At 44.4% G+C, this 21,758-nt stretch carries 16 protein-coding genes and 1 riboswitch; of the genes, 11 read left to right on the top strand and 5 right to left on the bottom strand.

Annotated features, from left to right (window positions below):
* Positions 1-56 precede the first annotated feature (56 nt).
* Positions 57-1,424: a lysine-sensitive aspartokinase 3 gene (gene lysC, locus AB6D93_RS16850; protein ID WP_102332732.1), complete on the bottom strand. Its 1,368-nt coding sequence runs from the start codon at positions 1,422-1,424 to the stop codon at positions 57-59.
* A 108-nt stretch (positions 1,425-1,532) separates the two neighbouring features.
* A riboswitch (Lysine riboswitch) is annotated at positions 1,533-1,710 on the bottom strand.
* A gap of 176 nt (positions 1,711-1,886) precedes the next feature.
* Between lysC and AB6D93_RS16845 the strand changes: the two genes are divergently transcribed.
* Positions 1,887-3,026, top strand: coding sequence for an alanine--glyoxylate aminotransferase family protein (locus AB6D93_RS16845; RefSeq protein WP_102332733.1), 1,140 nt, complete (start codon positions 1,887-1,889; stop codon positions 3,024-3,026).
* A gap of 112 nt (positions 3,027-3,138) precedes the next feature.
* On the opposite strand, the gene AB6D93_RS16840 is transcribed toward AB6D93_RS16845, so the two are convergent.
* The 4 genes from AB6D93_RS16840 to AB6D93_RS16825 all read right to left on the bottom strand — a co-directional run bounded on the left by AB6D93_RS16840 (position 3,139) and on the right by AB6D93_RS16825 (position 9,657).
* Entirely contained in the window at positions 3,139-4,902 is a 1,764-nt protein-coding gene (locus tag AB6D93_RS16840; RefSeq protein ID WP_102332734.1) for a PglL family O-oligosaccharyltransferase, read from the bottom strand.
* Between the two features lie 90 nt (positions 4,903-4,992).
* Positions 4,993-7,830 carry an excinuclease ABC subunit UvrA gene (uvrA, locus tag AB6D93_RS16835; protein ID WP_017062972.1) on the bottom strand — a complete coding sequence of 946 codons (2,838 nt, stop codon included), beginning with the start codon at positions 7,828-7,830 and terminating at the stop codon, positions 4,993-4,995.
* 149 nt (positions 7,831-7,979) lie between these two features.
* Complete coding sequence (gene galU, locus AB6D93_RS16830; RefSeq protein ID WP_048618119.1) at positions 7,980-8,852, bottom strand: UTP--glucose-1-phosphate uridylyltransferase GalU; 873 nt, start codon at positions 8,850-8,852, stop codon at positions 7,980-7,982.
* 157 nt (positions 8,853-9,009) lie between these two features.
* Entirely contained in the window at positions 9,010-9,657 is a 648-nt protein-coding gene (locus tag AB6D93_RS16825) for a LuxR C-terminal-related transcriptional regulator (protein WP_102332790.1), read from the bottom strand.
* Between the two features lie 278 nt (positions 9,658-9,935).
* On the opposite strand from AB6D93_RS16825, the gene AB6D93_RS16820 reads away from it, so the two are divergent.
* From AB6D93_RS16820 to AB6D93_RS16775, 10 genes are all read left to right on the top strand, one after another.
* Complete coding sequence (locus AB6D93_RS16820) at positions 9,936-10,487, top strand: single-stranded DNA-binding protein (RefSeq protein ID WP_017062970.1); 552 nt, start codon at positions 9,936-9,938, stop codon at positions 10,485-10,487.
* A gap of 161 nt (positions 10,488-10,648) precedes the next feature.
* On the top strand, positions 10,649-12,664 hold the full coding sequence (gene csrD / locus AB6D93_RS16815) for an RNase E specificity factor CsrD (RefSeq protein WP_102332735.1): 2,016 nt from the start codon (positions 10,649-10,651) through the stop codon (positions 12,662-12,664).
* Between the two features lie 2 nt (positions 12,665-12,666).
* Positions 12,667-14,109 carry an MSHA biogenesis protein MshI gene (locus AB6D93_RS16810; protein ID WP_017065934.1) on the top strand — a complete coding sequence of 481 codons (1,443 nt, stop codon included), beginning with the start codon at positions 12,667-12,669 and terminating at the stop codon, positions 14,107-14,109.
* Positions 14,109-14,756 carry a type 4a pilus biogenesis protein PilO gene (pilO, locus tag AB6D93_RS16805; RefSeq protein WP_017061345.1) on the top strand — a complete coding sequence of 216 codons (648 nt, stop codon included), beginning with the start codon at positions 14,109-14,111 and terminating at the stop codon, positions 14,754-14,756. Before AB6D93_RS16810 ends, pilO begins: the two co-directional genes overlap by 1 nt.
* Positions 14,749-15,081: a hypothetical protein gene (locus AB6D93_RS16800; protein ID WP_017061346.1), complete on the top strand. Its 333-nt coding sequence runs from the start codon at positions 14,749-14,751 to the stop codon at positions 15,079-15,081. The genes pilO and AB6D93_RS16800 overlap by 8 nt, the downstream gene beginning before the upstream one ends.
* Before the next feature lie 15 nt (positions 15,082-15,096).
* The gene (mshL, locus tag AB6D93_RS16795) at positions 15,097-16,734 is read left to right on the top strand and encodes a pilus (MSHA type) biogenesis protein MshL (RefSeq protein WP_017065932.1); all 1,638 of its coding nucleotides are present in this window, start codon (positions 15,097-15,099) and stop codon (positions 16,732-16,734) included.
* A gap of 53 nt (positions 16,735-16,787) precedes the next feature.
* Complete coding sequence (locus AB6D93_RS16790) at positions 16,788-17,627, top strand: ExeA family protein (protein ID WP_102332736.1); 840 nt, start codon at positions 16,788-16,790, stop codon at positions 17,625-17,627.
* A 2-nt stretch (positions 17,628-17,629) separates the two neighbouring features.
* A complete protein-coding gene (locus tag AB6D93_RS16785; RefSeq protein ID WP_017071536.1) occupies positions 17,630-18,805 on the top strand; it encodes a lipopolysaccharide assembly protein LapB in 1,176 nt (391 codons plus the stop codon).
* Positions 18,795-20,519, top strand: a complete 1,725-nt coding sequence (locus AB6D93_RS16780; RefSeq protein WP_102332737.1) for a GspE/PulE family protein — start codon at positions 18,795-18,797, stop codon at positions 20,517-20,519. Before AB6D93_RS16785 ends, AB6D93_RS16780 begins: the two co-directional genes overlap by 11 nt.
* Before the next feature lie 12 nt (positions 20,520-20,531).
* Positions 20,532-21,755 carry a type II secretion system F family protein gene (locus tag AB6D93_RS16775; RefSeq protein ID WP_102332738.1) on the top strand — a complete coding sequence of 408 codons (1,224 nt, stop codon included), beginning with the start codon at positions 20,532-20,534 and terminating at the stop codon, positions 21,753-21,755.
* The last annotated feature ends 3 nt before the right edge of the window (positions 21,756-21,758 follow it).

Here is a 21,758-nt window from a genome sequence, read left to right as displayed (position 1 = left end):
GCAACCCTTTTTGTATCTGAGATTTAGTTATTTATCTGTTGGTGATAAACGCATTTTTACTCAAACAATTCTTGGTGCAGTTTTTGAATCGCCAACTTAGAAACAGATTCATCTAGCAAGAAACACAGGTTGTGTGGGCTTGCTCCGTAACAAATCATGCGTAGGTTGAAATCTTCAAGAGTGCCGAATACCTGCTTCGCATAGCCTTTGCTTTCACTCATGTTGTTACCAATCAGTGCAACAAGGCATAGGTCGTGCTCAATATCCACGGAACACAACTCTTCAAGCTCAAGGCGAGCGGCTTCAGGTAACTCAGGAGCACCACCAGAGGTATCGGTTTGATCGAGTGTTAGTGAAACACTGATCTCTGAAGTGGTGATAAGATCGACCGAGATCTTATGTTTAGCAAGGATCTCGAATACCTTTGCCAAAAAGCCATAGGCATGGAACATATTAGCGCTACGTAGCGTAACCATGGTTTGGTTGCAGCGTAGGGCAAGCGCTCTAAATAGAGGAGAGCTCTCAACTTCTTGGCGAATCCAAGTTCCACCGAGCTCTGGCGCTTTAGAAGAGCCGACAAATACCGGTATTTGGTGGCGTAGTGCAGGTACTAGAGTTGATGGGTGCAAGATCTTCGCACCAAAGTTTGCCATTTCCGATGCTTCACTAAAGCTGATCTCTGGGATAGGAGAAGCTTTAGGTGCAATACGAGGGTCAGTGGTGTAAATACCCGGAACATCCGTCCAGATTTCTAGACCAATCGCCTTTACAGATTCGGCAATCAATGCTGCTGAGTAATCACTGCCACCGCGGCCTAAAGTCGTGGTGTTGCCTTCGCTATCAGCACCGATAAAACCTTGTGTAACGACAACTTGTTGTTGGCAAAGTGGAATAAGTTTCTGTTGCGCTAGAGCGGCAATATCTTCTAGTTGAGGTTCGGCTTTACCAAAATCATCATTAGTGCGCATCACTTCTCTGATATCAAAGCGAACAGCAGGAGTGCCTCGTTCAGAGATGATCTGAGCCAAGATGTGTGTCGACATCAACTCGCCACATGCGACAAGGTGATCCGTCAGTTTAGTACTTGTTTGGAATGATGCGGCCTCTGCAGCGCTCGCAATGTCATCAAGAATGCTGTGGACTTCTTTTTCGATGCTGATTGGATCTGCGAGTTGGTCAAGAATTGCGTTGTGAATGTCCGCTAATTGCGCCATTAGTTCCTGACGACGAGCTTTGTCTTGAACACCATTTGCTAGTTCAACCAGCAAGTTAGTGACACCAGAGCATGCACTACTCACGACCAGTTTCGTGTTTGAGTTGTTTTCAATAATGGCAGCACAACGGCTCATTGCTTCAAAGTTGGCAACACTTGTTCCACCAAACTTAGCGACATTAAAAGAACCAGCTACATTAGATGCACTCACGATATATCTCCCACGACTTCCTAAAATAAAATTACGGTTGGGTAATCCAACGTCCGATGTTTTTCGAAGAGAGTTTTAGAGCAAAAAGAGAGGAATTATTAGAATAGTAACCTCAGAAGCTCTTCACCATATAGAAATGGCGACAGTTGACGGGATTCAGCCCGCTCAACCGATAATAAAGGTCCTGCATCCTTTTATTATCTCGGCACTGCTCCCCATAAATGTTTTGTATTGGAAATGCGGTTCCACAAAACATCTGCCTGGGCAGTGCTCCTCTTCTGCTAGATAGCCGTTTCATTGAACGTTTTTGTGGTAACAATGTCAATCCGTAACTTGAGATAATTGAAAAATAATTTTAACAATTATGTGACAGTGGTTTGACCTCAATACTTATGGCTAATTGCTGAGGTAATCAATTTGCTTTAGGGTGGATTGTTCACAACATTAACGTAAGGGATGTACATGTCTAATTTCACACTCACTACTGCTATCGATAGCTTTTATCCACCACACCGAACGTTAATGGGGCCTGGTCCTTCTGATATCTCACCTCAAGTGCTACAGGCTTTGAGCCGTCCAACCATAGGTCACCTAGATCCGCTGTTTATTGCGATGATGGATGAGCTTAAACAACTTCTTAAATACGCTTTTCAGACTGAAAACGAATTTACGATTGCCGTTTCTGCACCGGGCAGTGCAGGTATGGAGACCTGTTTTGTTAACTTGATTGAGCCTGGTGAAAAGGTGATTGTTTGTCGTAATGGTGTCTTCGGTGAGCGTATGCGAGAAAACGTGGTGCGTTGTGGTGGCGAAGCCATCCTTGTTGATGACGAATGGGGCAAGCCCGTTTCAGTTGAAAAGGTAGAACAAGCATTGGCAGAAAACCCCGATGCCGTTGCTGTTGCATTTGTGCATGCAGAGACATCAACCGGAGCGTTATCTGATGCTCAAGCTATCTCTGCTGTCGCTCGTCAGTTTGATGCGTTAACGATTGTTGATGCAGTGACATCATTAGGTGGTGTGCCATTGCTGGTTGATGAGTGGCAGCTTGATGCGGTTTATTCTGGCAGCCAAAAGTGTCTGTCTTGTGTGCCAGGGCTATCTCCAGTGACTTTCTCTCAGCGTGCGGTTGATAAAATGAAAGCCCGTAAAGCACCAGTGCAAAGCTGGTTTTTGGATCAAAGTTTAGTATTAGGTTACTGGAGTGGAGAAGGTAAGCGTAGCTACCACCATACCGCACCCGTGAACAGCCTTTATGCTCTGCATGAGTCGCTGGTTTTGTTGAAAAATGAAGGCTTAGATAATGCGTGGTCTCGTCATCATGCGATGCACCAAGAGCTTAAAGAAGGCGTAGAAGCTCTAGGGTTAAAGTTTGTGGTTGATGAAGAGAGCCGCCTGCCGCAGCTTAATGCACTTTATTTCCCAGAAGGAATTGATGAGGCTAAGATCAGAACGCAGCTTTTAGAAGAATATAATCTTGAAATCGGTGCTGGGCTTGGCTCTTTGGCTGGTAAGGCATGGCGTATCGGCCTAATGGGTTACGGTGCTCGTAAAGAGAATGTCGCGTTGTGCCTAAAAGCGCTAAAAGATGTTTTGAAGTAGCTGCATGAACTGAAATTAAAAAGAAAAGCGCACGAGAGATCGTGCGCTTTTTTGTATCTACCCCAAGCTCCTACTGCCTACTAAGTGAAGCTTGCGTTGCGAATTCTTAACATTATTCTGCAGACGAAACGTTATCTTCTGCTTGTGACACTTTCTTATACTGAACCTTTGAAAAGTCTCTGTTAGGGAATAAAAAGTTCGCTTCGCTACGAATTTGCTCTGCTTTACTTTCTTCTCCTAGGCCTTGATACGCCAGAATCAGATTGCTGTAGAAAGCCGGTCTTGGTTTACTCTTTATGATCTCCAGTGACCAATCGATGTAAGGCTGTATAAGGCTCGGGTCGGCTTTGTAGAGGCCGATATTAAGGTAAGTGCTGTATATATCCCAATCGTAGCGATCTTTCCACACCACTGGGTTCGTTACCTGCTTAAGAATGTCCGGATTTTTCGGCTTAGACAGTTCAAACTTAGTCAGTACATAGTTGGTGTGCAGGGCGCTCAACATATAAAAACTGACCAAAATAGGGAGCACTAAGCTCAACACTCTAAATAGGGTCTTGCTGATGATACTGAACGACTGTTGATAATGTCGGGAAGAGCGCTGATCTACCCAGTAAATCAATATAATGAATGTTATCCAGTGAATCGCCGAGTGGTAAAAAGGATACTCAAGTTGAGAGTGCAAAAGGATTGGGATAAATAACGCGAGCAGGGCTAGACGTGTTCCCTTTGCTGAACTTGTTATGCGTGACATCACCAATATTGCAGCAATCAAGATTCCGATGATTGGTACAATCCCCCCTTCAACTCCCCAAAACAGGAACTCATTGTGCGGGTGATCCATTGAAGGAAGACCTGGATGATAGTTCGAGTTGAGTTGATGTTGGCGAGCTGTATATAGCGTGTATTCAGACTCAAATTTCCCGTAACCATAACCTGTAAATGGCTTTTCGATCATCATATCTAAAGCTTGCGGGAACGTATAAGCGCGCGGGCTTTCTAGGTTCGCTTTCTTGCTAGCGAGGCTATCAGTCGCACTTAGGCTGATCACCGAAAAAGCGACGACGACACCGACGAGCACTGATGCGCACCATCCGTAGAAGCGTTTCTTGGTCGAGAACTTGTATAGATAGGGCAGAATGCAGATAAACCCAATGACAGCGGCCAACCATCCGGTACGTGATGCAATGATGATCAGCAAGGGCACGGTTAAGGTTGGAGTTAAATACAGTAGGAATGATTCGCTGATCTTATGGTTATATTTAGCCGGCTGCCTTGCTAAAAGGTAAGCGGACAGCATAAAACCAGTAGCAAGAAAGCTTGCCATTACATTCGGTTGTTGAAATATCCCATATGGTCGGTTTGCAGCAGTGTTGTAGCCAAATAGGTTGCCTGGTTCTAATAAGAAATATTGCACATAGCCAAATAGTGCTTGTATAACAACAGCAAGTACAATGAACCATAACATACGTTGCTTGTGTTTATTGCTGAACTTAAATTGCTGCAGCACCACAAATAAGGCAAAGCCCGCCCACAATCCAAGCAAGCGTCCTGACGCTCCTTGAGGTGCAGCATTGCTGTATAAAATGGGTAGCGTGAGTATGATGCAGCTAATCAACAAGCCAATTGTTAATTTGGAATACTTGAGTACTCGATTGGTCGCGAGTTGGTAAAAGCCAATCGCTAGCGTGAAGCTTAGCGCTAGCCAAGTGGTAGGGTTAAAGGATAGAGCAAGGCCCGAACCACCAGGATTCGGCATAAAAAAATGCATAGCTAACAAGAATACAACAGCTAAAGAAGCCAGAAATGCTTTGTTGAGTGGTAGCTGAGTGACCTGATTTTCTAGCTGAGTACCGCTAGTGTGTATTGTTGCCATAAATCCCTAACCTTATAAAAACAGAGCTTGTTCCTTCTGAAACAAGCTCTGTTACTTTAACATTTTTCTGTCTGCCCGCAGGGCGCTATTTTACACCGACTTCAAATTTAACATAGGCTTAAGGAAGCGAGCAGTGTGTGAACCTTCGACTAACGCCACATCTTCAGGTGTACCCTCTGCAACAATCTCACCACCACCTTGCCCACCTTCTGGGCCAAGATCTAGGATCCAGTCTGCTGTTTTAACGACATCTAGGTTGTGCTCAATCACGACAACTGTATTACCGTGATCACGCAGTCTATGTAATACCGTCAGTAGCTGCTGGATATCGTGGAAATGAAGGCCTGTTGTTGGCTCATCGAGAATGTATAAGGTTTTTCCCGTGTCTCGTTTAGACAGTTCACGCGCTAATTTAACACGCTGAGCTTCACCACCAGATAAGGTTGTAGCTGCTTGCCCTAAGCGAATGTAGGAAAGGCCAACGTCCATTAAAGTTTGCAGTTTACGAGCGATAACAGGTACCGGGTTGAAGTATTCACGAGCATCTTCCACAGTCATCTCTAGAACTTCGTCAATGGTTTTACCTTTGTAGCGGACCTCTAGAGTCTCACGGTTATAACGCTTACCTTTACACACATCACAAGGCACATACACATCGGGTAAGAAGTGCATCTCTACCTTGATTACGCCGTCTCCCTGACAAGCCTCACAACGACCACCACGAACGTTAAAGCTGAATCGACCTGGCTTGTAACCACGAGAACGTGATTCCTGAGTGCCCGCGAATAGTTCACGAATAGGGGTGAAAATCCCTGTGTAGGTCGCAGGGTTTGATCTTGGTGTACGACCGATAGGGCTTTGATCTATGTCGATTACCTTATCAAAATGTTCTAACCCTTTAATCTTTTTGTGCTTTGCTGGAACTGCAGTCGTGGCACCGTTTAATTGAGTGTGGGCGACTTTAAAGAAGGTATCGTTGATAAGCGTTGATTTACCCGAACCTGATACGCCCGTAATACAACTGAACAAGCCAACAGGAATTGTCGCGGTCACATTCTTTAGGTTGTTCCCCGTTGCGCCAACGATCTCGACGACCTTTTTCTTGTCGATAGGCGTTCTCTTTTCAGGCACTGCAATTTCTTTAGCACCGCTCAGGTATTGGCCTGTCAAAGAGTTCGGGTTTTCGATGATGTCTTGCATGGTACCTTCTGCCACCACGTGACCACCGTGCACCCCTGCTCCTGGACCGATATCGATAACATGGTCAGCACAACGAATTGCATCTTCGTCATGTTCCACAACAAGTACCGTATTACCTAAGTCTCTCAGGTGAATTAAGGTTTGCAATAGACGTTCATTATCGCGCTGGTGGAGACCAATTGATGGCTCATCAAGTACATACATAACGCCAACTAAACCGGCACCGATTTGGCTCGCCAAACGAATACGTTGCGCCTCACCACCAGACAGCGTTTCAGCACTGCGTGATAGGTTAAGGTAGTTCAAACCAACGTTGACTAAGAAATGCAGACGATCATTGATCTCTTTCATCACTTTATCTGCGATCTGCCCACGTTGACCGTCTAGCTTCAATTCTTGGAAAAATTGTAGTGCGTCAGCAATGCTAAGTTCAACGATTTCCGGAAGTGTTGTATCACCAATGAAAACATTACGAGCTTCTAATCTCAGGCGAGTGCCATCACAGCTAGAGCACGATTTGGTTGAGATGTATTTAGCAAGATCTTCACGCACTGCGCTCGATTCAGTATCACGGTAACGGCGCTCCAAGGTATTTAAAATGCCCTCAAATGGATGACGCTTAACCCGAATATCACCTCGGTCATTGATGTACTTGAATTCCACTTCAGTACGACCTGATCCTTTTAGAATGATCTCTTGAGTCTTTTTCGGTAGAGAATTAAATGGCGCATACAGATCAAAACCATAATGTTCTGACAGCGACGTTAGCATTTGGAAATAGTAGTAGTTCTTTTGATCCCAACCTTTTATCGCACCTTCAGCAATGCTTAGGTTCTCATCTAAAATCACTCGGCTTGGATCAAAATACTGTTGAACACCAAGACCATCACACGTACCACATGCTCCTGCCGGGTTATTAAATGAGAACAGGCGAGGCTCAAGCTCTTGCATGCTGTAACCACATTTAGGACAAGCGAAGTTAGCAGAGAATACGATCTCTTCTTGATCCGTTTCGTCCATCCAACCGACGACAGCGATGCCGCCAGATAGCTCTAATGTGGTCTCGAACGATTCAGCCAAACGTTGCTGTAGATCGGGACGTACTTTAAATCGATCAACGACGACCTCAATGGTGTGCTTTTTATGAAGTTCTAAGGCTGGTGGATCGGATAGATCACAGGTTTCACCATCAATTCGGGCTCGGATAAAGCCTTGCGCAGCTAAGTTTTCCAGTGTTTTAACATGCTCACCTTTGCGCTCTTTGACAATCGGTGCCATCAACATCATCTTTGAGCCTTCAGGCAGTTCTAAGACCTTATCGACCATTTGACTGATGGTTTGTGCTGCTAGAGGGATGTTGTGGTCTGGACAGCGAGGTTCGCCTACTCGCGCATACAATAATCTGAGGTAATCATAGACTTCGGTAATGGTACCGACGGTTGAGCGAGGGTTATGTGAAGTCGATTTTTGTTCTATTGAGATAGCTGGAGACAGACCTTCAATATGGTCGACATCAGGCTTTTCCATAAGAGATAGAAATTGACGAGCGTAAGCAGACAGAGATTCAACATAACGACGCTGACCTTCTGCGTAGAGTGTGTCAAACGCAAGTGACGACTTTCCTGAACCCGATAATCCGGTGATGACAGTCAGTTTGTCACGTGGAATGGTTAGGTTGACGTCTTTGAGGTTATGCGTACGAGCGCCTCTAATTTCTATTTTATCCATCTCAATAGACCATGTAATTTTAAGTGGCTAAAGTATTACATAGAGTGAGATTTGTGCAAAGTTTTACTGGATAAAAAAACAGTAAACAAAAAGGGCGACTCAAAGAGTCGCCCTTTCTAAAATCAGTAACGTTAGTGATTAACCAGTCGTTATGCTTCTTTCTTGGTCGAGTGTTTACCTAGCTCGATTTGCTGCTGGTCTTTCTTGTATAGGTTTTCGAAGCAGTAGTTTGTTGCTTCGATATAGCCTTCAACACTACCACAGTCAAAACGTTGGCCTTTAAATTTGTAAGCCAATACACAGCCTGCTTTTGCCTGTTTTAGCAATGCATCAGTGATCTGGATTTCGCCGCCTTTACCTGGTTCTGTCTGCTCGATTAATTCAAAGATATCTGGAGTCAGAATATAACGACCAATGATCGCTAGGTTGCTTGGTGCTGTACCTTGCTCTGGCTTCTCTACCATGTCATCAACTCGGAAAAGGTCATCTTTGATCATTTCGCCAGAGATAACACCGTACTTGTGAGTCTCTTCTTCTGGAACTTCTTGTACAGCAACAATAGAACAGCGGAACTGTTTGTATAGCGCAACCATCTGAGCTAGCACGCCTTGTTGCTCGTTCACACAAAGGTCATCAGCAAGTACTACTGCGAACGGTTCATCGCCTACAAGTTCGCGACCCGTTAAAATAGCATGGCCAAGGCCTTTCATCTCACGTTGACGAATGTAGGTGAAGTTTGCCGCTTCAATCGTTTCACGGATATTAACCAATAGGTCTTCTTTATTCGTGCCGCTGATCTGATGTTCGAGTTCGTAGTTTTTATCGAAGTGATCCATCAGAGAATGCTTACCACGACCAGTAACGATGCACATTCCATCCATACCAGCTTCGATAGCTTCCTCTACACCGTATTCAATCAGAGGCTTGTTTACTACAGGCATCATTTCTTTAGGCATTGACTTGGTTGCAGGTAAAAAACGTGTACCGTAGCCAGCTGCCGGGAAAAGGCACTTTTTGATCATGATAAGACCCTTTATCTATAATAATTATTGATTCAACCTGAGTGGTTGATATTTCTGAGGGCAACTCTAGCATAAGTTATGTCGAAAATTCAGCAACAATAGCCATGGTTTACTAGAGCTTCCCTCAAAATTATCGTCAGACTAAGAGGTGGGTCGATTATGCAAGCAGGTTCTGGTTTGCCCATGCTATCGCTTGAACTCTATTTTTTACCGCAAGCTTACGGAATATTTGATAGAGGTGAGATTTAACCGTGAACTCACTAATAAACAAGTCATCGGCGATTTGTGTGTTTGAAGACCCGGATTGAAGACAGCGAATCACCTGGATCTCACGAATGGTTAAATCAACATTGGTTGGTGTGGTGTTGGTATTGACCATATTGCGATAATAAAACAACAGTTGATTGGTTACCTTCCTTGGCAGCCAGTTATCGCCATCAATGACTTCTTGAAGACCACGAGCAATCTTGTCCTTTTGTTCAGTGTTGTAAAAGAGTCCTTTTAGTACCCCATAGGTAAGAAGCTCTGAGGTTGGAAGTTGCTGGGGGACATTGAATAAAATGATTTCGTGATTTTTCCACATAACAGTCAGGTTAGGACAAATAATCAGTAGTTGTGGTACCTCTCTGTAATCGACGAGCAAGATCCGGTTACTCTGCTTTCTATCAACTAGCATTAATGCGTCGGGTGTCATTTTGTAGAGAACAATAGATAAATGCTTTTCTATCTCTTTTACATGTAGATAGGTATCGTTTGGGTCGATGCACAGAAAGTGTAAAGTGCGAGCGTATCTTGATTTTCTCATTGAAACGTCCTGTTTGAGTGGGATTAGATTCCACGTTGTCATGCAGGCTTTAGCTTCTCTAGCGCCTTGATAGTGACTTGCGTTGAATATCAATTATCAAAGTAAATGAGTGGTTTGTAAGTGGAGAAAAAAGCAACATCGCTCTGAATATCATGATTTGTTACGTTTTTATTCTTTGTAGTGAGGAGAGAATAGGAATGCGATTTATCACTGTAGAAAAGCATGCTATTCTTGTGCGCTAAAATTTTCTGAGACTATGAATTTAGACGGAGCAAATCATGGCTAGCCGTGGAGTTAACAAAGTTATATTAGTGGGTAACCTAGGTAATGACCCTGAAATTCGTTACATGCCAAATGGCGGCGCAGTAGCGAACATTACCATTGCAACGTCAGAGTCATGGCGTGATAAAGCAACTGGCGAGCAGCGTGAAAAAACAGAATGGCACCGTGTTGCTCTGTTTGGCAAGCTTGCGGAAGTTGCTGGTGAGTACCTACGTAAAGGTTCTCAAGTTTACATTGAAGGTCAACTTCAAACTCGTAAATGGCAAGATCAAAGCGGTCAAGATCGCTACACAACTGAAGTGGTTGTTCAAGGCTTCAATGGTGTAATGCAAATGCTTGGCGGCCGTGCTCAAGGTGGTGCTCCTGCTCAAGGTGGCATGGGTAACAACCAACAGCAAGGTGGTTGGGGTCAGCCACAGCAGCCACAGCAACAACAATACAGTGCTCCCGCTCAACAGCAGCCAAAAGCACCTCAACAAGCTCCTCAGCAGGCTCAACCTCAATATAATGAGCCGCCAATGGATTTTGATGATGACATCCCATTTTAGTCCCTGTTTTTAATATATTATAAAGACAGTATTAAATTGGAAAAAGCCGCGTTCATCGCGGCTTTTTGTTACCTACAATTCTTAACGCTTTATTTACAACGTCAATTTATAGTATAAGTAGCAATACGGTATAATGTGAGTTGAAAAGGATTTCGTTATTCATGAGATATACCCCGACACTAAAATTGAGCACTCGATTGGTCGCATTTGTCACCGTGATAGTGATCAGCGCGATGTTCATTCTTTTTATTGGTGGCACACTTTCCTTTAAGCGTATTGGACAGGAATATTTAGACCATTATTTGGTTGGCATTGTCGACGTTGTAGATAAAGAGATGGAAGACCCTGACGCCGCGTATTCAATGCAGCGTTGGATGCCTAAGATGTTGCAGGCGAGCAATATTGTTGAGATGAAACTCTCGAACAAGACCGGCATCGTTTATCGTTTCAAAGATACCTCCCCACAAATTGATCCCAATCGTCTTTATGAGAAAAGCTTCATTTTAGAGCGTAATGAAGGCTACCGAATCGAATTTAAAGCACTTCCTCCTTATATTGGCTACAACTACTCAATGGAAGCGATGTGGTCAATTACTTTGGCTGTCGCATTGGTTCTGTTCTGTCTTGCTCGCGGTGTTCGTTGGTTGAAAGAACAACTCATGGGTTCTGAAATCTTGGAAGAGCGAGGAAGAATGATCTTGGCCGGTCAGGTTGAAGCTCATGCAAAGGGAGATGAGCGAGAGTGGCCTTATACCGCAAGCGAAGCCTTAGATGTATTGATTGAAGAGCTACAAGATGCTCGTCAAGAACGAAGTCGCTTTGATACCTTTATTCGTACCCATACTTTCCTAGATAAACTCACGGGAACGGCAAACCGAGTTTTATTCGATAATAAGCTGGAATCGGCACTGCATGAAAGTGGTGCTCGAGGCGGTGTGTTACTGATACGTATCGACGAATGGGAGCAAGTTAGTGATGCTAACGATAAGCAAACCACAGACGGCTTTATTATTGAAGTCGGTGAAGTACTGTCGAATATCGTTCAACGCTATCCCGATGTCATTTTTTCTCGCTATTACGAAGCGGACTTTGCTGTATTTATCCCTCATCAGGGCGCAAAAGATATTGCGACCTTGGCTGCTCAGTGTTTAAGGCAGTTAGATAAGCTAGCTCCGCCAGAGCCTTTAGAGTCGGATAACTGGTGTCATATTGGTGTGACCATGTATACCGAAGGTGAGCGTCATAGCCAGATCATGGATGAAACGGAAACGGCACTAAAGAGTGCTCAGTTAGAGCGTATTAATAACTGGAGCCGTTACCCGAAAGAGAATAAGAATGAGCTTGATAGAGGCAGTGTTCGTTGGAGAACATTACTTGATAAAGCGCTGCTTCCTGAAAATTTAGTAATCTTTGCTCAGCGGTGTTATCTTATGCCGGAATCTGGTCAAGTTAATGAATTGCATAGAGAAATATTTACTAGAATTCAGGATCCTGACAAAGGTTTATTGAAATCGTCTCGATTTATGCCTGCGGTAGAGCAAGTGGGTTATCAAGCTCAAATGGACCAATCGGTTCTAAAGGTTGTGTTGAAATCGTTGAAAGAATCAACTCAACCTATCAACTATTCAGTGAATCTGAATGTTACCCCGTTTGCTAATAAACAGCACTTTAAGTGGTTTAGGAGTGAGTTGTTACAGCTCTCTGCTCAACACCGCTCTCAGCTTGCGTTTGAGTTTCCAGAAGGGCACTTGATTGCTCATCTTGATTATATGAGACCGGTGGCAAAGATGTTGCGAGGTTTAGGGTGTAAAGTTGTGGTTGGCCAAGCTGGGCGAACCATTGTTAGCACTCACTATATAAAGGATTTGAAGGTTAATTATATTAAGCTTCATCGAAGCCTAATAAAGAAAATCGACCAAAGGCATGAGAACCAACTGTTTGTTCGAAGCTTAATTGGGGCGTGTGGTGATTCTCCAACTCAAGTTATTGCCGTTGGAGTCGAGACAAAACAAGAAAAGAATACCTTGATAGAGTTAGGCATTAACGGCTATCAAGGGAGATATTTCGACGAAGAACAACAAATTATCCCTTTGCCTAATCAAGCAGAAAAAGCCGCGAAAGCGGAATCTGTTGTCAAAGTTGGACGAAGAAATCGATGGCGTAAGAGTAGTAGTTAAGAATGAATTTTAAAGCGATTTTAGACAAAATAAAGCCAACGAATAATAAAGGTAGCTCGCAAGTTGTCTTGCTGGGCAATGACGCCATTTATATTTCATCGACAGAACAAGATCCTCAAGTAGCCAGCATTCCCGTGGTTAATGGGGACTGGGAGAGTGCGCTAAAAAAATCGCTTAGCAGTGAGGCGTTTACCAGTAATAGCGTCCAACTGATTGTCTGTGCTAACTACTACCAAACCTACCAAATTGATAAACCGGACATTCCAGAGAGTGAATGGTCGGTAGCACTGCCTTTTTTACTCAAAGATCTTGTTTCAGAAAGAGTCACGGAAATTACTGCGAGTGCGGTCGCGTTACCAACGTCGAACAAGCTGCAAGTATATGTCCTGCCTAAAAAGCTGTTGGACAAGCTTTTGAATATCACTAATTCGGCTCAGGTTGAATTAATAGGTGTTGCTCCTGAAGATGAAATCTGGGGTTACAGTGCAGGCGAACTGTCTAATTTCATTCTTTTACAACGTAGCGTCAATTCACACTTTAAATTGGGTGCGTTTGTCGAAAATACCGTTTGTTTTCAAAGAACCATCCGCAGTGTTGTGCCACCTTTAACGGGTGTTGCGTCAAGTGCTCTTCAGTTAGATGGCCTCGCTTTAGAGCTTCAACGCTCGATTGATTACCTTTCTTCTCAAATTAAAGGCACCCAGCTTCACCAGCTTAAAATCTGTTGTGACGAAGAAGATGAAGCAGAGTTACAAAGTGCCTTAAACAGTACATTGAGCTCGACAGTTTCACTGTTGGTTGAAGGTGAGCGTGATAATTCAGAGAGTTTGTTGCTTAAACTTGCAGCTGAAAAAGAGACGTTTAAGGTCAATCTTTACCCTGAACACCTTAAGCCTAAAAAAGAATATTTTACGCTGACCAATGTTGTTGCGAGCTGGGGAGTAGTTTGTGTTTTGATGCTTGGTGGTTACTTCGCAATGCAGTATCAAGTTTCTAATCTAGATAAAGAGCTAACAGCCCTGCAACAAGACTCGAATCAACTTAACAAGCAAGTTAACCAATTGAATAGTAAGTTAACTCAGCATAAACCGTCTCCAGAGAAAGTCGCGGCGGTTGCGCGTCTCAAACGTGAGACTGAGGCTAAAAAAGAGGCTTTGAAGGCTGTTGGACAATACGACGAATCCCAACAAGTCGGGTATTCTGGCGTCATGAATTCCTTAGCTAAATTAGGCCGAAATGACATTTCTCTTTCGCACATCTACATGACCCACGATACTTTAGATCTTAGTGGCTTGGCTCGTAACGCAAATGTCGTTCCGAACTGGATTGGTCAGTTTAAAAGTGAGCTTAATTTAGTCGGACGCACTTTTGAAAAACTAAAAATTGGCCGTAATGATCAGGATGTGGTGACGTTTGAGCTAAGTACTCGTCGGGAGAGTAAATAATGCAGCAGTGGAACCAGCTGAGCGATAAGTTTCTTGCATTAAGTCAAAGAGAAAAATGGCTACTTTTTGTGTGTGGTTTTGTTGGCCTATCGATGTTGTTGTTCACCTTATTGGTTGAGCCTGCGTATCTCGATCTACAAGCTAAAAATGCCAAGGCGAGCAGCCTGACTCAATCGAATCAAAGGCAGCAAGGTGAGTTACTTGTTCTGCAAGCTCAGTTAAACAAAGACCCAGACAAAGAAATTAATCGAGAGTACAAAAAGCTGCTGGTGGAGAGCCAAGATCTCTCTCTTCAGCTTTCTCAGATTGTTGATGGATTAATCACACCTTCTCAAATGTCGCAGTTACTGGAGAGCGTTCTTAACGCCGGTAATGGACTAAAGCTTGAATCGCTAGAGTCATTAAAACCAGAAGCGATTTCGAACAATAAAGAGACCAGCGAATATTCAGGCTACTTTCTTCACCCTGTAAGAATGGAGCTAACCGGCAGTTACTTTGATATCTCAGCTTACCTTCAAGCACTTGAGTCTCTACCTGTGAGTTACTACTGGCGCACATTTGAATACTCAGTAGAAGAATATCCTAAAGCTCGACTGGTGTTCGAGGTTTACACATTAGGTACTAGACAGGAGTTTATCGGTGGTTAGAACTCTTTTGTTGTCCTTGCTATTTAGTAGCTCTTTTGTGTGGGCTGAGCAAGATCCCACGGCGCCATTAGGCTGGCTTTCACCTCAACAGAAAACGGCGCCTGCTAAGAAAGCACCAACTCGTTATCGCTTGCCTTCTTTAGAAAGCATCGTGTGTAAGGGAGATACGCCTTGCTATGCGATTATGAATGGTCAGATTCTCGGACAAGGGGAAACGATCAGAGGGTACCGAGTTAAGAACATAGATCCAGAATACGTCACTCTGCAGAGAAGCTCTAAGCAGTGGAAATTAGAGATGTTCTCTTTAGATGTTAAGAATAATTAAGGTTAGAGTGAAGACATGCGTAAACTTGTAGTAGCAATCCTAGTGTCATCTTTAGTCGGCTGTTCGATGGGGCATAGAGATCCTGTTGAGATTAAAGAGTCTTTAAACGAATCAATTAATGAAGCCAATAGCAGAGCGCTTCATGAGCTGCCTTCGTCGGTTCAAGATGACCTTATGCCTCAGCTTAATTCTGACTCGATGTCTCCGGGGATGGAAACGGTTAAGCGTTTTCGTATTCAGGCAAAAGGCGTTGAAGCGAGAACTTTTTTTGCCAGCTTAGTGAAAGGTACGGAATATAGTGCGGCTATTCACCCAAGTGTGTCTGGAAACCTTACGCTTAATCTAACGGACGTGACGTTAGATGAGGTACTGGCTGTTGCTCAAGATATGTATGGCTACGATATTGAAAAGCGTGGCAAAGTGATTCAAGTTTATCCTGCCGGTCTTCGCACCGTAACGATCCCTGTCGATTACTTACAAGTTAAGCGTTCTGGTCGCTCATTAACGACGATCACCACCGGCACGATCTCTAACTCAGATTCGAATTCATCGAGCTCTTCAAACTCGAACTCAAACTCGTCAAATTCATCTAACTCTTCTAATTCATCAAACTCGACATCGAATGGTGGTACAGAGATTGAAACGACCTCTGAAAGTGATTTTTGGCCACAGCTTGAAGCGGCGGTTGCTCACTTAATTGGCTCGGGCGATGGGCAAAGCGTTGTCGTGACCCCGCAAGCGAGTGTGATTACAGTGCGTGCTTACCCTGACGAAATTCGTGAGGTTCGAGAGTTCTTAGGTATTTCTCAAAAACGCCTGCAGCGTCAAGTTATCCTAGAAGCCAAAATCATGGAAGTAACCTTGAGTGATGGTTACCAACAAGGTATTAGCTGGTCTAATTTATCTAAGTCGATTGGCAGCGGCGGTGTGGTAATTGATCGACCTGGTGGAACTTTGCCTCCATTAGATGCGATCAGCTCTTTGTTAGGCGGGCAAACCAACGTAACGATCTCAGATGGCAGTTTTGAAGCGGTATTGAGCTTTATGGATACTCAAGGTGACCTGAACGTTCTATCAAGCCCACGAGTCACAGCTGCAAACAACCAGAAAGCGGTTATCAAAGTGGGTACTGACGAATACTACGTGACGGATTTATCTAGCGCGGTAGGCAGTGGTGACAACGCGAACGTCGCACCTGAGGTTGAGTTAACTCCGTTCTTTTCGGGTATCTCCTTAGATGTGACCCCTCAGATAGATGATAAAGGTAGCGTATTCTTACATGTTCACCCAGCCGTTATTGAGGTCGAGGAAGAAGTGAAAGAGCTCAACCTTGGTTCTACAACGGGTGTGGTGCAGCTTCCTTTGGCGAAAAGCTCTATTCGTGAGTCTGACTCAGTGATTCGAGCTCGAGATGGCGATGTGGTTGTTATTGGTGGTTTGATGAAATCCAACACCAGTGATGTGACCTCTAAAGTTCCATTCCTCGGTGATATTCCAGCCTTAGGTCATTTGTTCCGTAATACCAATCAGTTAACGCAAAAAACTGAGCTCGTGATCTTACTTAAGCCAACGATCGTGGGTGTGAATACTTGGCAAAATGAGTTGGAGCGTTCACGTGATCTTCTTCAACAGTGGTTCCCTGATGAAGAGTAATTGCTTACTTTCTCAATATAGAGTGGCAGTGTCTCACTAAGCTAGGTCGTCGTATGTATCAAGCTCACTTTGGTTTTGAACAACTGCCATTTACCTTAACGCCGAATACCGATTTCTTCTATGGTTTAGCGCCTCATTTCGAAGCGATTCAGACGGTAATCTCGGCGTTGGAAATGGGCGAGGGCGTGATTAAGGTGACCGGAGAGGTAGGCACTGGAAAAACCATGGTTTGCCGGATGTTGGTCAATCACCTACATTACTGTACAGCTCTGATCTATTTACCAAACCCTGTGTTATCAGGGGCAGACTTGCGCCAGGCGGTTGCAACAGAGCTTGGTTTAGCTGTCGATAATGAAGCAACCTTGGTTGATAACATTCAGCATAAGCTCATTGAATTGCACAATTCTGGTTTAAGAGTGGTGGCTATTCTTGATGAAGCTCAGGCTCTATCGGATGAAGCGCTCGAAACATTAAGGTTGTTTGGTAACCTTGAAACGGAAGATAAAAAACTGCTGCAGATTGTCTTATTAGGTCAGCCAGAATTGGATGCTCGATTAGAGGCGTACCACCTAAGGCAGTTTCGCCAAAGAATCACATTTAGTTCGACACTGAGACCGCTGAATCTCGATGAAACGGTGGCTTATATTGATAATCGAATCGCTAAATCTGGTGGTAGCCCTGAGTTATTCAGCTTGAATCAAAAAAAGGCGATCTGTCGTTCGTCGTTAGGTATCCCTAGATTGATAAACCAACTTTGCCATAAGGCTCTATTGCTTTCGTTCAGTGACGATAAGAAAAGTATCGACAACCAACATCTTTTTTCAGCTATGCATGAAACGTACGATGTGTGTAAGCCTAAATTTAAAACGCCAATACTGTGGGGTTGGAATTAATTATGAGCGTCATTAACAACGCCTTGTCTGAATTGGCAAAGAAAAAGTCAGCGACTTCGATTGAAGCGGCAGTCGTACCTAAAGTAAAAACGCGTTCCCCCCTAGTTTGGGTTGTTGCAGGTTTTACTTTGAGCTTAGCGATGGGCGGTTGGGCGATATCGCAAGGCCCTGTGATTGATCAGTCTATTGTTGAGCAGTCAATCTCAACTCGAGATTTACAGGTTCAAGTCTCTGTCGTTGATGATTCAAATGGCATTCAGGAAGTTGCTCAACCTATCTCATCGCCAACTAAGAAATTGGTGACACTAGACTCTGCGATCCTTTCAACAGAAAACACTGCGATGGCAAAAAGCGCTCAATCTAAGCCTAGTGTTTCCGAATCAGTTGTTATGTCTGCCCCAAAAGCGACAAAACAACAAACACCGGCTAAACCTCTAAGCACGCCTAAAACGATTAGGACTGACATCCCCCAACCAGTTTACGTTGCTAGTGTGGCCAAAAAAGATCCTGCGTCTATCTCTAATGAGCCTATAACCTCTGGTGGTTCAGAAAATAGCGGAATGTTGATCGAGCAGGTTGAGTTAACTCCGGAACAGCTATCTGTGAATGCACAAGGTCGAGCTCAGAAAGCGCTTGATGCGAACGATCTTACTGGTGCGTTGAAAGGTTATACCGAGGCGCTGCGTTATACCCCAAGAAATGAAGATGTCCGTCAGAAACTTGCGATTCTCTATTTTGGTAAAGGCGATACTCGCAAAGCCTATGAGCTTTATCAGTCTGGTATCAAGCTCAACATCAACAGTGAAAAACTGCGTTTAGGGTTATCAAAACTGCTGGTAAAAGCGAATCAATCAGAAGCGGCTTTAAGTCCGTTAATACATTTACCACCGAACCCTACCCAAAATTATTTGGCGATGCGTGCGGCCTTGAGTCAAAAGAGTCAGCAAGAAGAAGTGGCATTGGAAAGTTACCAAAAGTTGGTTGAGGTCGATTCAGATAATGCTCGCTGGTGGTTAGGCTTAGCGATTCAGCAAGAACGTCAACTCGATTTCACAGCTGCTAAAGCGTCATACCAAGGTGCGTTAACCAGAGTCGGTATCTCATCTCAATCACAAAGCTTTGTGCGTGACCGGTTAAAAATACTCAATGCTTTAGAGGAGAGCGGCGATGCAAATTAGATTAAGAAAAAGACTTGGTGATTTGCTTGTCGAAGAAGGCATTATCACTGAGGCTCAAGTTGAACAAGCACTGGCCGCTCAGAAAAGTACTGGGCGTAAGCTGGGTGATGCGCTAATTGAGCTTGGCTTCTTGTCAGAACAGCAAATGCTGAGCTTTTTGTCGCAGCAGTTAGCGATTCCTCTTATTGATTTAAGCCGAGCCGTTGTCGATGTTGAAGCAGTACAGCTTTTACCCGAAGTACATGCTCGTCGCCTTCGTGCATTGGTTATTGGACGCCAAGGTGACACTTTGCGTGTTGCAATGAGTGACCCTGCGGATCTGTTTGCCCAAGAGTCTTTGCTTGGTCAGCTCGGCGATTACGCGCTGGAATTCGTTGTTGCTCAAGAAAGGCAATTGGTTGATGGCTTCGATCGCTATTATCGAAGAACCAAAGAGATTGCCTCGTTTGCTGAGCAACTTCACGCTGAACACCAAGTTAATGATGCTTTTGATTTCGATATCGCTGAAGAAGACAGTGATGAAGTTACCGTCGTTAAGCTGATCAACTCACTATTTGAAGATGCTATTCAGGTTGGTGCTTCGGATATCCATATCGAGCCAGATTCAAACGTATTGCGTCTTCGTCAGCGTATTGATGGTGTGCTGCATGAAACATTGCTGAATGAAGTGAATATTGCTTCAGCACTTGTACTGCGCTTGAAGCTGATGGCAAACCTCGATATCTCAGAAAAACGTCTTCCTCAAGATGGTCGCTTTAATATCCGTGCTAAAGGTCAGTCGGTTGATATTCGTATGTCGACCATGCCGGTACAGCACGGTGAGTCTGTCGTGATGCGTCTGCTTAACCAATCTGCAGGACTACGTAAACTTGAAGCCTCGGGTATACCGAGCGATCTGTTGGTTCGTCTTCGTCAACAGCTGCGCCGCCCGCACGGTATGATCTTGGTTACTGGGCCGACAGGTTCGGGTAAAACCACCACCCTGTATGGGGCATTAAGTGAGCTCAACGAACCGGGTAAAAAGATCATTACCGCGGAAGATCCGGTGGAATACCGTCTTCCTCGTGTGAACCAAGTTCAGGTAAACCCTAAGATCAATCTCGACTTCTCTACAGTCCTAAGAACCTTCTTGCGTCAGGATCCCGATATCATTCTTATTGGTGAGATGCGTGACCACGAAACGGTTGAGATTGGCTTGAGAGCCGCGCTGACTGGCCACTTAGTATTAAGCACCCTCCATACCAATGATGCGGTAGACAGTGCACTGCGCATGATGGATATGGGAGCACCGGGTTACTTGGTCGCGAGCGCTGTTCGAGCGGTCGTTGCACAGCGATTGGTTCGCAAAGTTTGTACCGATTGTAAGGTTGAGGATGAGTTAGATGAACCTCGTAAGCAATGGCTGAGCGTTCGTTTCCCTAACCAAGTGGGTGTGCCGTTTATGAAAGGCCGTGGCTGTCAGAACTGTAATTTAACCGGTTACCGTGGGCGTATTGGTGTATTTGAAATGTTGGAGCTAGAACAAAACATGATGGATGCACTGAGAGCTAATGATGCGGTAGGTTTTGCTCAAAAGGCGAGACAGTCTGAAAACTATAAACCGTTATTGGCTTCTGCGATGGAATTGGCTCTGCAAGGTGTCGTGAGTCTTGATGAGATAATGCATCTTGGCGAAGGTGATGCGTCCGGTGCCACTGACCCAATTTATCTGTAGGGGTAGAATGATATGCCAACGTATCGTTATGTAGGTCGCAGCTCTGATGGTAGTCAAGTAAGTGGGCAATTAGACGCGAATAACGAAGATCTTGCTGCTGAAAGCTTGATGAGTAAAGGGATCATTCCAACCTCTATCAAACTGGGCAAAAGTGGTGGTTCAGTCTTAGATATGGATGTATCGAGTCTGTTCTTTCCGAGTGTACCGTTAGAGGTGTTGGTTCTGTTTTGTCGACAGTTATACAGCCTAACCAAAGCGGGTGTACCACTATTAAGATCGATGAAAGGCCTCACTCAACACTGCGAAAATAAGCAGCTGAAAGCCGCCTTGGAAGAGGTGGTTGCTGAGCTAACTAATGGTCGCGGCTTAGCGGCGTCAATGCAGATGCACCCCAAGGTATTCAGTCCGTTGTTTGTCTCGATGATTGGCGTTGGTGAAAACACAGGCCGTCTAGATCAGGCTTTACTGCAATTAGCTGGATATTACGAACAAGAAGTTGAGACTCGCAAACGAATTAAGACTGCGATGCGTTACCCAACATTCGTGATCAGTTTTATCTTGATTGCAATGTTCATTCTTAACATCAAGGTTATTCCACAGTTCTCAAGCATGTTTGCGCGCTTTGGTGTCGACTTGCCGCTGCCTACTCGTATCTTGATTGGTATGTCTGAGTTCTTTGTGAATTACTGGGGCTTAATGCTTGGAGTGATCTTTGGTCTTATCTTCGCTTTTAAAGCTTGGGTGAAGACAGACAAAGGCTTGGAAAAGTGGGATCGATTACGCTTAAAAATGCCGGTCATTGGCGGGGTAGTGAATCGAGCACTGTTGTCACGCTTCTCGCGTACTTTTGCTTTGATGCTTAAAGCGGGTGTTCCACTGAACCAGTCGCTAGCGCTTTCGGCGGAAGCTTTAGATAACCGTTTTCTAGAGTTGCGAGTTCAAGCCATGAAATCGGCCATTGAAGCCGGTAGTACGGTTTCGTCGACCGCGATTAACAGCGAAATTTTCACACCGCTCGTGATACAAATGATCTCCGTCGGTGAAGAGACGGGTCGTATTGATGAGCTATTACTTGAAGTGGCTGATTTTTATGACCGCGAAGTCGATTACGATCTGAAAACCTTAACCGCCAGAATTGAACCCATTTTGTTAACCATCGTTGCAGGCATGGTGCTGATTTTGGCGCTAGGTATCTTCTTGCCGATGTGGGGAATGTTGGATGCGATCAAAGGCTAGGGA

The sequence above is a fragment of the Vibrio sp. 10N.247.310.23 genome (assembly GCF_041467155.1).
Taxonomy (GTDB): Bacteria; Pseudomonadota; Gammaproteobacteria; order Enterobacterales; family Vibrionaceae; genus Vibrio; species Vibrio crassostreae_C.
Note: the sequence above shows the minus strand (reverse complement) of the source record. Positions and strands in the feature narration are given on the sequence as shown.